The organism is Methylobacterium sp. 1A (genome assembly GCF_058072805.1).
Genome location: NZ_JBYQVE010000001.1, coordinates 2,973,975 through 2,989,446 on the forward strand (window position 1 = coordinate 2,973,975; position 15,472 = coordinate 2,989,446).

Annotated in this window: 12 protein-coding genes and 1 tRNA gene; 8 read left to right on the top strand and 5 right to left on the bottom strand. The window is 71.0% G+C overall.

Going from position 1 to position 15,472, the window contains the following annotated elements:
• Positions 1-26: 26 nt before the first annotated feature.
• Positions 27-3,779: a methionine synthase gene (metH, locus tag ACX9MN_RS14575; RefSeq protein WP_489724773.1), complete on the top strand. Its 3,753-nt coding sequence runs from the start codon at positions 27-29 to the stop codon at positions 3,777-3,779.
• A 129-nt stretch (positions 3,780-3,908) separates the two neighbouring features.
• On the opposite strand, the gene ACX9MN_RS14580 is transcribed toward metH, so the two are convergent.
• The 4 genes from ACX9MN_RS14580 to ACX9MN_RS14595 all read right to left on the bottom strand — a co-directional run bounded on the left by ACX9MN_RS14580 (position 3,909) and on the right by ACX9MN_RS14595 (position 8,820).
• Positions 3,909-4,913, bottom strand: coding sequence for an SMP-30/gluconolactonase/LRE family protein (locus tag ACX9MN_RS14580; RefSeq protein ID WP_489724774.1), 1,005 nt, complete (start codon positions 4,911-4,913; stop codon positions 3,909-3,911).
• Positions 4,914-4,964: 51 nt separating this feature from the next.
• Positions 4,965-6,695, bottom strand: coding sequence for an L-arabinonate dehydratase (araD, locus tag ACX9MN_RS14585; protein ID WP_489724775.1), 1,731 nt, complete (start codon positions 6,693-6,695; stop codon positions 4,965-4,967).
• A gap of 16 nt (positions 6,696-6,711) precedes the next feature.
• The gene (locus ACX9MN_RS14590) at positions 6,712-8,019 is read right to left on the bottom strand and encodes an MFS transporter (RefSeq protein ID WP_489724776.1); all 1,308 of its coding nucleotides are present in this window, start codon (positions 8,017-8,019) and stop codon (positions 6,712-6,714) included.
• Positions 8,020-8,100: 81 nt separating this feature from the next.
• A complete protein-coding gene (locus ACX9MN_RS14595; RefSeq protein ID WP_012319094.1) occupies positions 8,101-8,820 on the bottom strand; it encodes a ribonuclease activity regulator RraA in 720 nt (239 codons plus the stop codon).
• A 192-nt stretch (positions 8,821-9,012) separates the two neighbouring features.
• Between ACX9MN_RS14595 and ACX9MN_RS14600 the strand changes: the two genes are divergently transcribed.
• The 7 genes from ACX9MN_RS14600 to ACX9MN_RS14630 all read left to right on the top strand — a co-directional run bounded on the left by ACX9MN_RS14600 (position 9,013) and on the right by ACX9MN_RS14630 (position 14,434).
• Entirely contained in the window at positions 9,013-9,711 is a 699-nt protein-coding gene (locus tag ACX9MN_RS14600; protein ID WP_026605279.1) for a GntR family transcriptional regulator, read from the top strand.
• A 129-nt stretch (positions 9,712-9,840) separates the two neighbouring features.
• A complete protein-coding gene (locus ACX9MN_RS14605) occupies positions 9,841-11,511 on the top strand; it encodes a thiamine pyrophosphate-binding protein (RefSeq protein ID WP_489724777.1) in 1,671 nt (556 codons plus the stop codon).
• Positions 11,512-11,572: 61 nt separating this feature from the next.
• Positions 11,573-13,150, top strand: coding sequence for an aldehyde dehydrogenase (NADP(+)) (locus ACX9MN_RS14610; protein ID WP_489724778.1), 1,578 nt, complete (start codon positions 11,573-11,575; stop codon positions 13,148-13,150).
• Positions 13,151-13,232: 82 nt separating this feature from the next.
• Positions 13,233-13,307: transfer RNA gene (locus ACX9MN_RS14615), tRNA-Gln, on the top strand.
• Between the two features lie 155 nt (positions 13,308-13,462).
• Positions 13,463-13,630: a hypothetical protein gene (locus ACX9MN_RS14620; protein ID WP_489724779.1), complete on the top strand. Its 168-nt coding sequence runs from the start codon at positions 13,463-13,465 to the stop codon at positions 13,628-13,630.
• Positions 13,627-13,827 carry a hypothetical protein gene (locus ACX9MN_RS14625; protein ID WP_056532440.1) on the top strand — a complete coding sequence of 67 codons (201 nt, stop codon included), beginning with the start codon at positions 13,627-13,629 and terminating at the stop codon, positions 13,825-13,827. Before ACX9MN_RS14620 ends, ACX9MN_RS14625 begins: the two co-directional genes overlap by 4 nt.
• A gap of 58 nt (positions 13,828-13,885) precedes the next feature.
• A complete protein-coding gene (locus ACX9MN_RS14630) occupies positions 13,886-14,434 on the top strand; it encodes a metal-dependent phosphohydrolase (protein ID WP_489724780.1) in 549 nt (182 codons plus the stop codon).
• Positions 14,435-14,487: 53 nt separating this feature from the next.
• Here the strand turns inward: ACX9MN_RS14630 and ACX9MN_RS14635 are convergent, their stop codons facing one another.
• The gene (locus tag ACX9MN_RS14635; RefSeq protein WP_489724781.1) at positions 14,488-14,727 is read right to left on the bottom strand and encodes a hypothetical protein; all 240 of its coding nucleotides are present in this window, start codon (positions 14,725-14,727) and stop codon (positions 14,488-14,490) included.
• Positions 14,728-15,472 lie beyond the last annotated feature (745 nt).

The window sequence follows — 15,472 nt, forward strand, 5'->3', positions numbered from 1 at the left end:
GACGAGGTGATCTGACAGGACGCACGATGACCAATTTTGCCCCCGTCGACGGCACCGAGATCGCGAAGGCCCTGCGCCAGCGCGCCGCGGAGAAGATCCTCGTCCTCGACGGGGCGATGGGCACCGTCATCCAGCGCCTGAAGTTCTCGGAAGAGGACTTTCGCGGCGACCGGTTCAGGGATCACGGGCACGATCAGAAGGGCAACAACGACCTCCTGATCCTGACCCAGCCCGACGCGATCCGGCAGATCCACCTCGACTACTTCCTGGCCGGCGCCGACGTCTGCGAGACCAACACCTTCTCGGGCACCACCATCGCCCAGGCCGATTACGGCATGGAGTCGATCATCCACGAGCTGAACGCTCAAGGAGCGCGGCTCGCCCGCGAGGCCGCCAAGCTCGCCGAGGAGAAGGACGGCCGCCGCCGCTTCGTGGCCGGCGCCATCGGCCCGACGAACCGCACCCTGTCGATCTCGCCGGACGTGAACAACCCGGGCTTCCGGGCCGTGACCTTCGACCAGGTGAAGCAGGCCTACGTGGAGCAGGTCCGCGGCCTGATCGACGGCGGCGCCGAGCTGATCTTGATCGAGACCATCTTCGACACGCTCAACGCCAAGGCTGCGGTCGCGGCGGCGTGGCAGGTCTTCGACGAGACCGGCATCCGCCTGCCGATCCAGATCTCCGGCACGATCACGGATCTCTCGGGCCGCACCCTGTCGGGCCAGACCCCGGCGGCCTTCTGGCACTCCCTGCGCCATTCCGAGCCGCTGACCTTCGGCCTCAACTGCGCGCTCGGCGCCCGCGAGATGCGCGGCCACATCGCCGAGCTGTCGCGGATCTGCGACACGCTGGTCTGCGCCTATCCGAATGCCGGCTTGCCGAACGAGTTCGGCCTCTACGACGAGAGCCCGGAGGCCATGGGCAAGCTGGTCGGCGAGTTCGCCGAATCCGGCCTCGTCAACATGGTCGGCGGCTGCTGCGGCACCACCCCGGACCATATCCGCGCCATCGCGGAGGCCGTCGCCGGCAAGGCGCCGCGGCCGATCCCCGAGGTGCCGCGCCTGATGCGTCTGTCGGGCCTCGAGCCCTTCGTGCTCACGCCGGAAATCCCGTTCGTGAACGTGGGCGAGCGCACGAACGTCACCGGCTCGGCCAAGTTCCGCAAGCTCATCACCAACGGCGACTACGCGGCGGCGCTGGACGTCGCCCGCGATCAGGTGGCGGCCGGCGCCCAGGTGATCGACGTCAACATGGACGAGGGCCTGCTCGACTCGCAGAAGGCGATGGTCGAGTTCCTGAACCTCGTCGCCGCCGAGCCCGACATCGCCCGGGTGCCCGTGATGGTCGATTCCTCGAAGTTCGAGGTGATCGAGGCCGGCCTCAAGTGCATCCAGGGCAAGCCGATCGTGAACTCGATCTCCATGAAGGAGGGCGAGGAGAAGTTCATCGAAGCCGCCAAGATCTGCCGCTCCTACGGGGCCGCCGTGGTGGTGATGGCCTTCGACGAGCAGGGGCAGGCGGATTCCTACGAACGCAAGGTCGAGATCTGCACCAAGGCCTACCGGATCCTGACCGAGCAGGTCGGCTTCCCGCCCGAGGACATCATCTTCGATCCGAACATCTTTGCCGTCGCCACGGGTATCGAGGAACACAACCCGTACGGCGTCGCCTTCATCGAGGCGACCCGCACTATCCGCGAGACCCTGCCGCACGCCCACATCTCGGGCGGCGTCTCGAACCTCAGCTTCGCCTTCCGCGGCAACGAGCCGGTGCGCGAGGCCATGCACGCGGTGTTCCTGTTCCACTGCATCAAGGCCGGCATGGACATGGGCATCGTCAATGCCGGCCAGCTCGCCGTCTACGACGAGATCCCGGCGGAGCTGCGCGAGCTCTGCGAGGACGTCGTCCTCAACCGCCGCGAGGATTCGACCGAGCGCCTGCTGGAGGCCGCCGAGCGCTTCAAGACCGGCGCATCGGCCCAGGCCAAGACCGCCGACCTGACCTGGCGCGAGGCTCCGGTCGAGAAGCGGATCGAGCACGCGCTGGTCAACGGCATCACCGAGTACATCGTGGCCGACACCGAGGAGGCGCGGGCCTCAGCCGAGCGCCCGCTCCACGTCATCGAGGGCCCGCTGATGGCCGGCATGAACGTGGTCGGCGACCTGTTCGGCTCCGGCAAGATGTTCCTGCCGCAGGTGGTGAAGTCAGCCCGCGTGATGAAGCAGGCGGTCGCCTATCTCGAGCCGTTCATGGAGGAGGAGAAGCGCGCCAACGGCGGCGACGGCAAGCGCCAGGCCGCCGGCAAGGTGCTGATGGCGACCGTGAAGGGCGACGTCCACGATATCGGCAAGAACATCGTCGGCGTCGTGCTGGCCTGCAACAACTACGAGATCATCGATCTCGGCGTGATGGTGCCGGCCGCCAAAATCCTGGAGACCGCCAAGACCGAGAAAGTCGACATCGTCGGCCTGTCGGGCCTGATCACCCCGTCGCTCGACGAGATGGTCCACGTGGCCGGCGAGATGGAGCGCGAGGGGCTCGACGTGCCGCTGCTGATCGGCGGTGCCACCACGAGCCGCGTCCACACGGCGGTGAAGATCCACCCGGCCTACGCCAAGGGTCAGGCGGTCTACGTCACCGACGCGAGCCGCGCGGTCGGCGTGGTGTCGAGCCTGATCTCGAAGGAGACTCGTGGGCCGACGATCGAGAAGGTCCGGGCCGAGTACGCCAAGGTGGCGGACGCCCACAGGCGCTCGGAGGCCGACAAGCAGCGGCTGCCGCTCGCGAAGGCGCGGACCAACGCCTTCAAGATCGACTGGTCGGGCTACAAGCCGGCGAAGCCCTCCTTCACCGGCACGAGGGTCTACGGCTCCTACGAGGTCGCCGACCTCGTGCCCTACATCGACTGGACGCCGTTCCTGCAGACCTACGAGTTCAAGGGCCGCTTCCCGGCGATCCTGGACGATCCCGAGCAGGGCCCGGCCGCCCGCGCCCTCTACGAGGACGCGCAGGCGATGCTGAAGCAGATCGTTGAGGAGCGCTGGTTCAACCCGAAGGCGGTGATCGGCTTCTGGCCGGCCAACAGCGTCGGTGACGACATCGCGCTCTACACCGGCGAGAGCCGGTCGGAGCGGCTCGCCACCTTCCACGGCCTGCGCCAGCAGCTCTCGAAGCGCGATGGGCGGTCGAACACCTGCCTGTCGGACTTCGTGGCGCCGGCCGAGACCGGCATCGCCGACTATGTCGGCGGCTTCGTGGTGACGGCGGGCCTGGAGGAGGTGCGGATCGCCGAGCGCTTCGAGCGGGCCAACGACGATTACCGGGCGATCCTCGTGAAGGCGCTCGCCGACCGCATCGCCGAGGCCTTCGCCGAGCGGATGCACGAGCGGGTGCGCAAGGAGTTCTGGGGCTACGCGTCCGACGAGGCCTACGGGCCCGAGGAGCTGGTGCTGGAGAAGTACGACGGCATCCGCCCGGCCCCGGGCTATCCGGCCCAGCCCGACCACACCGAGAAGACCACCCTGTTCGACCTCCTGAAGGCCGAGAGCCGGATCGGCGTGAAGCTCACCGAGTCCTACGCGATGTGGCCGGGTTCGTCGGTATCGGGGATCTACATCGCCCACCCGGACGCGCATTACTTCGGCGTCGCCAAGGTGGAGCGGGATCAGGTCGAGGATTACGCCGCCCGCAAGGGGATGGATGTCCGCGAGGTCGAGCGCTGGCTCGGCCCGATCCTGAACTACGATCCGGCGCGGTACATGCCGCAGGCGGCGGAGTAGGGGCGGGGCACCACCGTCATCGCGAGCGCAGCGAAGCGACCCAGGGCATCGCGACATCGGTCGGCGTGACGCCCCTGGATTGCGTCGCTCCGCAAGGACGGCAGGGCGGCGCGAGCCGCCCATCCAACCTCAGCAGGTCCCCGCACCCCGCGTGTTCACGTACAGTGAATAGACCGAGTGCGTGGACGTCATCAGCAGCAGGTTGCGGTTGAGTCCGCCGAAGCACAGGTTGGCGCAGCGCTCCGGCAAGCGGATCCGGCCGATCAGCTTGGCCTGAGGCGAGAGCACGATGACCCCGTCCTCGGCCTCGCTCATCCCCCAGCCGCACCAGAGATTGCCGTCGACGTCGACCCTAAAGCCGTCCGGCGTGCCGGTCCCGGCATCGTAGAAGACGCGGCCGTTCGCGGTCCTGGTGCCGTTCTCGACCACGTCGTAGACGCGGATCAGGCGGTTCGGCTTCGCCCGCGCCTCGATGAGGTAGAGCTTGGACTCGTCCGGCGAGAAGCAGAGCCCGTTCGGACCCGCCACGCCCTCGACCGCGACGCTGGCCTGTCCCGTCCTCGGATCGATCCGGTAGACGTTGCCGGGAAGCTCCGGCGCGGCCATCGACTCGTGCGGATTCGGCCCGAAGGCCGGGTCGGTGAACCAGATCGCGCCGTCGGAATGGCAGACCACGTCGTTCGGCGAGTTCAGCGGCTTGCCGTCGAACCGGTCCATCAGCGTGGTCAGGCTGCCGTCGTGCTCGGTGCGGGTGACGCTGCGGGTCCTGTGCTGGCAGGTGACCAGCCGGCCCTGCCGGTCGCGGGTGTTGCCGTTGGCGTAGTTCGACGGCTTGCGGAACACCGAGAGCGCGCCGGACGCCTCCTCCCACTTCATGATCCGGTCGTTGACCACGTCGCTGAACAGCAGCGATCCCATGTCGCCGAACCAGACCGGCCCCTCGGCCCAGCGGAAGCCCGTGGCGACCCGCTCGACCGTCGCCGAGGCGAGCCGGTACTTGGCGAAGGCCGGGTCGAGGATCTCGACGGCCGGGTCGGGCACCCGCTGCGACGGCTCCCAGCCGGCCCCGGCCGCCCGCGCGGCGCCGAGCAGGGCCGCTCCGGCGAGCAGGCCCCTGCGTGCGATCATCACCATGTTACCTCCCTGTGATGGGGCCCGCCGCCTGTTGCCGGCGGCTCGGGCCGGTCAGTGAATCTCGGGTTCCGGGATCCCCCCGGCGCCCTCCAGAAAGTCGAAGTCGCAGCCCTCGTTGGCCTGCCGCACGTGCTGGGCGAACAGCCGGTTGTAGCCCCGCGGATAGGCCCGGTCCGGCGGCCGGAACGCCTTCACCCGCGCCGCAATCTCGGCGTCGTCGAGGTGCAGGTGGATCTGCCGCCCGGGCACGTCCACGGTGATGAGGTCGCCGTCGCGCACGGCCGCGAGCGGACCGCCCGTGGCCGATTCCGGCGCCACGTGCAGGATGCAGGCGCCGTAGCTCGTGCCGCTCATCCGCGCGTCCGAGATGCGGACCATGTCGCGCACGCCCTGCCGGAGCAGCACCTTGGGGATCGGCAGCATGCCCCATTCCGGCATGCCGGGGCCGCCGATCGGGCCGGCATTGCGCAGGATCATCACGTGGTCGGGCGTGACGTCGAGGTCGAGGTCGTTCACCGCCGCGCTCATCGCGTCGTAGCTGTCGAAGACCAGCGCGGGACCGGTGTGCTGCAGCAGCCGCGGGTCGGCGGCCGGCGGCTTGATCACGCAGCCGTCGGGAGCGAGGTTGCCGTACAGGATCGCGGTCCCGCCCATGGCGACGATCGGCCGGTCGAGCGGCCGGATCACGTCGTCGTTGAACACCCGCATGCCGGCCAGCCCGTCGCCGATCGTGCCGCCGGTGACCGAGCGGGCGTCGAGGTGGAGGAGGGGGGACAGGCGCGCCATCAGGGCGCGGATGCCGCCCGCGATGTGGAAATCCTCCATGAGCCACTGCCCCGAGGGCCGGAGGTTGGCGATGACCGGCACCTTCTGGGCGAAGTCGTCGAACTCGGTGAGCTTGACCGGGATACCGGCCCGACCGGCCATGGCCACGAGGTGGATCATCGCGTTGGTGGAGCCGGCGAGCGCGTTGTGGACCACCAGCGCGTTGTCGACCGAGCGGCGGTCGAGGATGTCGGACGGCTTCAGGTCTTCCCAGATCATCTCGACGATGCGCCGGCCGCAGGCGCCGGCCATGCGCGGATGGTCGGCGTCGGCCGCCGGGATCGAGGCCGAACCGGGCAGCGATAAACCCAGGGCCTCGGTGATCGCCGTCATGGTGGAGGCCGTGCCCATGGTCATGCAGGTTCCGGCGGAGCGGGCGATGCCCGCCTCCATGTCGTTCCATTCCTGCGTGGTGATGTTCCCGGCCTCCTTCTCGGCCCAGTACTTCCAGACATCCGAGCCCGAGCCCAGGATCGTCCCGCCGAAATGGCCGCGCATCATCGGTCCCGCCGGCAGGAACACCATCGGCAGGTTCATGGAGATCCCGCCCATCACCGTGCCGGGTGTGGTCTTGTCGCAGCCGCCCATCAGCACCGCGCCGTCCACGGGGTGCTGGCGCAGCAGTTCTTCTACCTCCATGGCCAGGAGGTTGCGGTAGAGCATCGTGGTCGGCTTGACGAAGTTCTCCGACAGCGACAGCGCCGGCAGCTCGATCGGGAAGCCGCCCGCCTGCCAGACGCCGCGCTTCACGTGCTCGACGCGCTCGCGGAAATGCTGGTGGCAGGGGTTGATGTCGCTCCAGGTGTTGATGATGCCGACGATCGGCTTGCCGGTGAAATCCGCCCGCTCGTAGCCCATCTGCAGCATGCGCGAGCGGTGGCCGAAGCTGCGCAGGTCGGTGGCGCCGAACCAGCGCTGGCTACGCAGATCCTCCAGGGTCTTCTTGCGCGCGGTCATCGCTCTGTCTCCGGTCTCACGCGTTCGACCTGGCCGGGCGGCCCGCGACGAGCGTGATTGCCGCGGCGGCGAGCGCGCAAGCCGCCAGGAAATAGAGGCCGGCCTCGTAGGTCCCGGTATAATCCTTCAGCCAGCCCAGGACGTAGGGGCCGACGAAGCCGCCGAGATTGCCGATCGCGTTGATCAGCGCGATCCCCCCGGCGGCCGCGGGCCCGGCCAGCAACTCCCCCGGCATCGCCCAGAAGGCGGGCTTGCTCCCGTAGAGCCCGATCGTGGCCACCGACATCGCCGCGAGCGCCCAGAGGCTGCCGAGCATGGGGCCGGAGACGACGAGGCCGAGGGCGGCGACCAGCGCGGCGATCGCGAAGTGCCAGCGGCGCTCGTCGCGCCGGTCCGACGACCAGCTCCAGGCGATCATGCCCAGGGTCCCGACGCCGTAGGGCACCGCCGTCGCGACCCCCGTCTCCCAGTCGGTGAGGTGCAGGCTCTTCAGGATCGGCGGCAGGAAGAAGGTGATGCCGTAGGTGGCGGTACCGATGCTGAAGTACATCGCGCCCAGCGCGAGCACGCGCCGGTCGGTCAGGACCTGCCCCAGGGTGAAGGGCCCGTGGGCCCGGACCGTGCCGTCCCGCTCCGCCGCGATCGCGGTCCCGAGCCACAATCGCTCCTCGGACGTGAGCCACGCGGCCTGTTCGGGCCGGTCGGTCATCAGCGCCAGGACCGCGAAGGCTAGCAGGATCGAGGGCGCCGCCTCGAGGAGGAACAGCCACTGCCAGCCGTGCAGGCCGAGCGCCCCGTCGAGCTGGAGCAGCGCCCCAGAGATCACCGCCGTGAGGGCGTTCGAGCCCGGGACCGCGAGGAACAGCGCGGCGACCACGCGCGCCCGGTACCGCTTCGGGAACCAGTAAGTGAAGTAGAGGATCACGCCGGGGAAGAAGCCGGCCTCGGCCACGCCCAGCAGGAAGCGCAGGGCGAGGAAGCTCGCCGGGCCGGTGATGAGCACCATGCTGCCCGCCACCAGCCCCCAGGTGACCATGATCCGGGCGATCCAGAGCCGCGCCCCGGCGCGCTCCAGGAGGACGTTGCTCGGCACTTCGAAGATGACGTAGCCGAGGAAGAAGATGCCGGCCGCCCAGCCGTAGACCGTGGCGGAGAACCCGAACTCCCGGCTCAGCCCGAACGCCGCGAAGCCGACGTTGGTCCGGTCCATGTAGGCGACGAAGTAGATGAGGACGATCAGCGGCAGCAGACGCCGCGACACCTTGGCGACCGTCCGCCGCTCGATCTCCGGCGCCGCATCGCCCCCGCGCAACCCCGCCGCCATGGCGTCCCCCCGAGCCGAATCCGACGCGTCCCGGCCCTTTGCCGATCGCGGTCCGGGCCGGAGCGGGCCGGTGCGGCACGCTCAGCGGCCGGTCCGCGTCCGCCAGGCGGCGAAATCGGCGAGGCTCTGCTCGTCGGTGGCAGGGTAGAGGCCGAGGATTGTGCGGCCCTTGCGTACCTCCTCGGTGACGAAGTCCTCGTAGGCGGTCATCTCCACGGCCTCGTCGGCGACCGCGTCCGCGAGGTGGGCCGGGATCACCGCCACCCCGTCGCCGTCGCCGACGATCACGTCGCCGGGGAAGACGGGCGCGTCGCCGCAGCCGATCGGCACGTTGATGTCGATCGCCTGGTGGACCGTGAGGTTCGTCGGCGCCGACGGGCGCGCGTGGTAGCTCGGCATCTCGAGCCGGGCGATCTCGTCGGCATCGCGGAAGCCGCCGTCGGTGACGAGCCCGGCGCAGCCGCGCACCATCAGCCGGGTCGCCAGGATCGAGCCCGCGGAGGCGGCCCGGGCGTCCTTCCGGCTGTCGATCACCATCACGGCGCCGGGCGGGCACTCCTCCACGGCCTTGCGCTGCGGGTGCGCGCGGTCGCGGAACACCGTGATCGGGTTCAGATCCTCCCGGGCCGGGATGTAGCGCAGGGTGTAGGCCTCGCCGACCATCGTCGGGCCGCCGGCCTTCAGGGGCAGCACGCCCTGGATCATCTGGTTGCGGAAGCCGCGCTTGTAGAGGGCGGTCATCAGCGTGGCCGTGCTGACGGTCTTCAGCTTGGCGCGCGTCTCAGGGGACAACCCGGACATCCGCTTCTCCTCCCCGGGCCTCGGTCTCGGCACCCGCGGACGGTGACAATCACGCGTCGCTTGCGCCGGCCTTGGCTCCCGTCCGCGCTGGGCGCGGACTGATATCCCAGCTCTTGAGTAACACGGGGCGCCGCGCCATTGTCAACCGGCGCGGGTCGCGACAGACACGGGCGGAGATCGACGGGGAAGCCCTTGGCCGAATTGGACTTTGCGGGCGGCAGCGCCTCGGCGGCGGAGGCGCGCAGGCCGCGCTCGCTCGCCGAGACCGCCTACGACGCCATCGAGCAGATGATCATCAGCCGCCGCCTCGCGCCGGGCGCGATGGTCTCGGAGGGCGAACTCGGCGCGGAGCTGGGCCTCGGCCGGACCCCGGTCCGCGAGGCCCTGGCACGGCTGAAGACGATCGGGTTCGTGGAGGTCCACCCGCGCCGCGGCGTCCTCGTCACCCAGGTCGACATCATCAGGCACCTCGAGCTGCTGGAGGTGCGGCGGCCCCTCGACGAGACCGTGGCCCGCTGCGCCATCGCGCGGGGCACCGAGGACGACATGGCGCGGCTGCTGGACCGCGTCGGCGGGCTGCGCCGCACCGCGGAGGCCCGCGACCGGGAAGCGTATTTCCGGCACAAGCGCGCCCTGCACGAGGGGCTGGTCGGCGCCGCCTATAACCCGACGCTCGCCGGCACCATGGCGGCGCTGCACGCGCAGTCGCGACGGTTCTGGTACACCTACGAGCCGACCGCGAGCTTCCCGGACTGCGCGGCGATCCACGCGGCGATCGTGTCGGGCATCGCGGCGCGCGACGCGGAGGCGGCCCTTGCCGGGATCGGGACGCTATTCGACTTTCTCGACCGGATGACCCGCCGGGCCCTCGACCGGCGCCCCCTGGTCTGACAGGTTGACCGCCCAGAACCCGCCCCTATCCTGAGACTGGGATATCAGACGCATCTCAGCGGCGGGCGGATCCACGGCCGATCCCGGCGCCATGCCCCGGACGCGGCCCGAGCGCCAGGGAGGAACGGCTTGAGCGGATTGCCCCCACGCACCGGCGCGCAGGTGCTCGTCGACCAGCTCCGCGCGCAGGGCGTCGCGCGCGTGACCTGCGTCCCCGGCGAGAGCTATCTCGCGGTGCTCGATGCCCTGCGCGACAGCGGCATCGACGTGCTCGTCTGCCGGCAGGAGGGCGGCGCGGCGATCATGGCCGAGGCCGCCGGCAAGCTCACCGGACGCCCGGGCATCTGCTTCGTGACCCGGGGCCCCGGCGCCACCAACGCCTCCGCCGGCGTGCACATCGCCCGCCAGGATTCGACGCCGATGATCCTGTTCGTCGGCCAGATCGCCCGGCGGATGCGCGACCGCGAGGCCTTCCAGGAGGTGGATTACCGGCAGATGTTCGGCGGCGTCGCCAAGTGGGCGGTGGAGATCGACGACGCGGCGCGCATCCCGGAGATCCTCGCCCGGGCCTTCCGGGTCGCGCTGCAGGGCCGCCCGGGCCCCGTCGTGGTCGCCCTGCCGGAGGACATGCTCGACGACGTCGCGGCCGTGCCGGACGCGCCGCGCGTCGTCCCGGCCGCGCCGGCCCCGTCGGGGGACGACGTCGCGCGCCTGCGGGCCATGCTGGCGGAGGCGCGGCGGCCAGTGGTGCTGCTCGGCGGCTCCCGCTGGACGGAAGGCACCGTCGCCGCCCTGGCCGCCTGGGCCGAGCGCCACGACCTGCCGGTGGCGGTCTCGTTCCGGCGGGCGCAGCTCTTCCCGGCCGACCACCCGAACTTCGCCGGCGAGCTCGGCATCGGGCCGAACCCGGCGCTGCTCGCCCGGATCCGGGAGGCCGACCTGCTGCTGATGGTGGGCGGACGGCTCTCCGAGATGCCGGCGCAGTCCTACGGGCTGCTCGGCATCCCCGATCCCGGCCTGCCGCTGGTTCACGTCCACGCCGACGCGGCGGAGCTCGGCCGGGTCTACCAGCCGGCGCTGGCGATCGAGGCGGCGCCCGAGACCTTCTGCGCGGCCCTGCCGGACTTCGAGGCCACCGGGACCGGCCGCGCCGCCGAGGCCCACGCCGCCTACCGGGCGTGGTCCGAGACGCCGGAGCCGAAGCCCGGCGCGTTCCAGTACGGTGCGGCGATCGCGTGGCTGCGCGAGCGGCTGCCGCCGGACGCGGTGATCTGCAACGGCGCCGGCAACTTCGCCACCTGGGTCCACCGCTATTACCGGTTCCGCGCCTTCGGCACGCAGCTCGCACCGACCTCCGGCTCGATGGGCTACGGCCTGCCCGCCGCCGTGATGGCGAAGCGCAGCCGCCCGGAACGGATCGTCGTGGCGCTGGCCGGCGACGGCGACGTGATGATGACCGTGCAGGAATTCGCGACCGCGGTTCAGTACGGGATCGCCGTCGTGGTGGTGGTACTCGACAACGGCATGTACGGCACGATCCGGATGCACCAGGAGCGCGAGTATCCCGGCCGCGTCTCGGCGACCGAGCTGCGCAACCCCGACTTCGCGGCGCTGGCCCGCGCCTTCGGCGGCCACGGCGAACGGGTGGAGCGCACCGAGGAGTTCGCCCCCGCCTTCGAGCGCGGCCTCGCCTCCGGGCTGCCGGCCATGATCCACTGCCTCGTCGATCCCGAGGCGCTCACCCCGACCATGACCCTCGCGGCCATCCGCGAGAAAGCCCTGGCGGCGCAGCGGGGCTGACCGCCCGCACGCGCGCCGTCCCGGTGCGGCCCGCCCGCACCCCCACCGAGAGGAGCAGCTCATGACCCTGCGCGGCGAGAACCTGATCGGCGCCGAGGCGCGGCGCGGCACCGAGGCGGCCTTCCGGGCCGTCGAGGCGGCCACCGGACAGGCCCTGGAGCCGGACTTCCCGGGCGCGAGCCGGAGCGACCTCGACCGGGCCTGCGCGCTCGCCGAGGCCGCCTTCGACACCTTCCGCGAGACCGACCCGGAGGCGCGGGCCGGCTTCCTGGAAGCGATCGCCGCGAACATCCTGGAGATCGGGGATGACCTCGTCACCCGCTGCATGGCCGAGACGGGGCTGCCCCGGCCGCGCATCGAGGGCGAGCGCGCCCGGACGGTCGGCCAGCTGCGCCTGTTCGCCGGCGTCGTCCGCGAGGGCAGCTACGTCGAGGCGCGGATCGACCCGGCCCTTCCGGACCGCAAGCCGCTGCCCCGTCCGGACCTGCGCCTGCGCCGGATCGCCGTCGGCCCGGTGGCGGTGTTCGGCGCCTCGAACTTCCCGCTGGCCTTCTCGGTGGCGGGGGGCGACACCGCCTCGGCCCTGGCGGCGGGCTGCCCGGTGGTGGTCAAGGCGCATCCCGCCCATCCCGGCACCTCGGAACTGGTCGGCCGCGCCGTCCAGAAGGCGGTTGCGTCCTGCGGCCTGCCGGAGGGGACCTTCTCGCTGCTGTTCGATGCCGGCCAGTCGATCGGACAGGGGCTGGTGGCCGATCCCCGGATCGCGGCCGTCGGCTTCACGGGCTCGCGCCGGGGCGGCACCGCCCTGATGGCGATCGCGGCCGGGCGCCCGTCGCCGATCCCGGTCTACGCCGAGATGAGCAGCATCAACCCGGTGCTGCTGTTCCCCGGCGCGCTCGCCGCGCGGGGTGCCGCGATCGGCAAGGCCTTCGCGGCCTCGCTGACGCTCGGCGCCGGGCAGTTCTGCACCAATCCCGGCCTGATCCTGGCGCTGCCGGGTCTGGGTCTCGACGCCTTCCTCGAGGCAGCCGGCGCGGCCCTGCGCGAGAGCCCGGCCGCGACCATGCTGACGCTCGGCATCCAGCGCGCGTACCGCGAGGCCGTAGCGCGGGTGGCCGGCCACGCCGCCGTCACCCGCATCGCCGAGGGCACGGAGGGCGGGGCGACCCAGGGCCGGGCGACCCTGTTCGCCGCGGACTCGGACGTGTTCCTGGCGGATCCCGAGCTGCAGGAGGAGATGTTCGGCGCCTCGGGGCTCGTGGTGCGCTGCGCGGACTTCGCCGCGATGCGGGCGGTCCTGGAGCGTCTGGAGGGTCAGCTCACGGCCTCGCTGCACCTCGCGCCGGAGGATCACGCGGCCGCCCGGGACCTGCTGCCGCTTCTGGAGCGCCGCGTCGGCCGGATCCTGGTGGACGGGTTCGGGACCGGCGTCGAGGTGGCGCACGCCATGGTGCATGGTGGGCCTTACCCGGCGACCTCTGACGGGCGCACGACCTCGGTGGGCAGCCTCGCGATCGACCGGTTCCTGCGGCCGGTGAGCTACCAAGACGTCCCCGACGCCCTGCTGCCGGCGGCGCTCCAGGCCGCCAACCCGCAGGGCCTGCCCCGCCGGATCGACGGCACGCCCGAGCGCCGCTGAGCGGCGGCTTGCGGGGGCCGGGAGGCCGCGATCCGCCGCTTGCCAGGGGCGGGCGCGGCGTCTAGACAGCCTCCGCTCACCTTGGGGCGTCGCCAAGTGGTAAGGCAGCGGTTTTTGGTACCGCCATTCCCAGGTTCGAATCCTGGCGCCCCAGCCAAATTTCCCAAGGAAAACATCACCTTCGGGGCCGGGACTGAGCGGGTCCGCCGGAACGCGCGGTGTCGCCCCGCGGCACGAAAATCCGCACGGTCCCGAACGGCCCGCGGGCCGTCCGGCGCCGGTGCTCCGCACCGTGAGGCCGAGACGACCGCTGTGGAGAGCGAGACCGCGACGGCTGAGCCCTTCACGATCCCGACAGGCCACCACGTCGACGTGGCCGAGGCCATCGAAATGCGCTCTCAGGCGACGAGCCTCCGCGCCGGCGCTGCGCCGCATGTGGCCGAGAGCGCGATCAACATGAGTTTCCCGAGGACGACATGAGCGACGTGCCCGATCCGAAGCGGAAGACGATCGCCGACAGCGTGCTGGTTCGTCTCAGCACGTTCGCGCTGGGCATCGGCCTGTACGACGGCATCGCCCGGAGCATCGTCGAGAAGGCGGTTGCCGACATGCCGGAGGCCACCGTCGAGCAGATCGCGGCGGCGGCGCGGATGATGATGCTGTTCGTGTCGGGCTGAGAGCGGTACATGGCCGGGACAGCGACCCTGCTGGCGTATCCGGTGAAGGGATGACCGCGTGATCCTGCCTCCCCTCCGCCGGACCGCGGCCGATGCGCGGACGGTGGCCACCGTCGCCCACGACGGCCAGGTCGACAAGGCCGGCAGGCCGTATATCGAGCATCTTGCGCGCGTGGCTGCCGGCGTGCTCGGGCTGTCGGAAGGGTGCCCGTTCTGGTCCGACCTGGAGCGGGACGAGGCGCTGCAGGCCGCGTGGCTGCACGATGTGGTCGAGGACACCCGCTACGGGTTCGGCGACTTGGCCAAGGAGCGATTCAGCGACAACGTGCTGACCTCGGTCGCCATGCTCACGAAGCCCGGAGGTCGCGTCACCTACGCGGCCTGGATCAACAACATCGCGAAAGTGGGCACCCTCCGGGCGACCCTCGTCAAGCTCGCCGACCTCGAGGACAATTCGGATCCCGGGCGTCTGGCGCTCCTGCCCCCGGAGACCCGCGAGCGGCTTCATCTCAAGTACGAGCCGGCCAAGGCAATCCTGCGCGCGGCGGCGGCGGCGAAGGGCTGGCTCGGCTCACCGACGACGGTCGAAGGCAGCGGGCCGCGTTAGCCCCGCACCTTGCCCATGCGGCGAAGCTTCGCGCGACCGGCGCCGTCCCGCTGTCACGGCCGCGGCATGCGCGGCGACCCGCGCCGCGACACCCCTGATAGCTCGGCGCCGAACCTCCCGCGCGCGTGCACCGCGACAGCGAAGCCGCCGTCGACGGTCAGATGGAGAAGCCGCTCGTCCATCTCGGTCAGCATGGGGTCGGGCTTCACGCGATCGACCAGCCTGTCATCGATCGAGGTCGGCCAGACGACGTGCACCTCCCGGAATGTCTCAGCGAACAGGATCGTCAGCATGAACGGCACCCGGTGGCCGAAGCTGTCCCCGAAGAGCAGCGGCCGCCCGCGACCAAGGCCCGGACAATCGAGGGAAGGTCAAATCATCCTCTTCCTAGATCTTTGACGTGCGCCAGCGCACGCGATTTACAATGCTCGCGGTTCGCGCGCGGATGAAGAGCCGATCATGTGAACGTTAATACAAGGGGCCTCGATCTCTGGGGGCATCGCGTGAGCCGTACGTATCCGAACACTCGCAAGGGGCGAGCTTTGCTGTTCAGCCGTCAAGCTGAGCCGACCATTCGGACGTCGGATCTGGTGGGAGCCACAGCCGGGGTCGCACTCTTGGGCGGCCTGTGCTTGCTGCTCGTGGCCCTGCTCACGAGCGAGGCCCAGGGGTTCACGGATCTCACGTCGATCCTCACGGACAGCTAGAGTAATACCCGACCCTGTTGCGGCCGGACGCGCGCCCGCTTCCGGGCCGCGTGACGGTGTCGCGCATCCCGGTCAGGCTGCCGCACGTCGCGCGGGCGGCACCGCTCCCGCGGCGCGGGTCCCAACGAGGCGCCCGGTTCCGGCAGCGGCGAGGCCGCGGGTTCCAGGTCCCGGCCGTTCGTCCCGCCCCGACCCGCCTCGGCCCTCGACCGCGCGCCGGATTCCTGCACGATGGGCGATCGGGACGCGAGGACGCGGGCGGCGCCCGCCGCCCTGGCGCGGGATAGCACTCCGGAAGACCATCGCGGCTCGGCGGGAGGCGGTTTCGCGG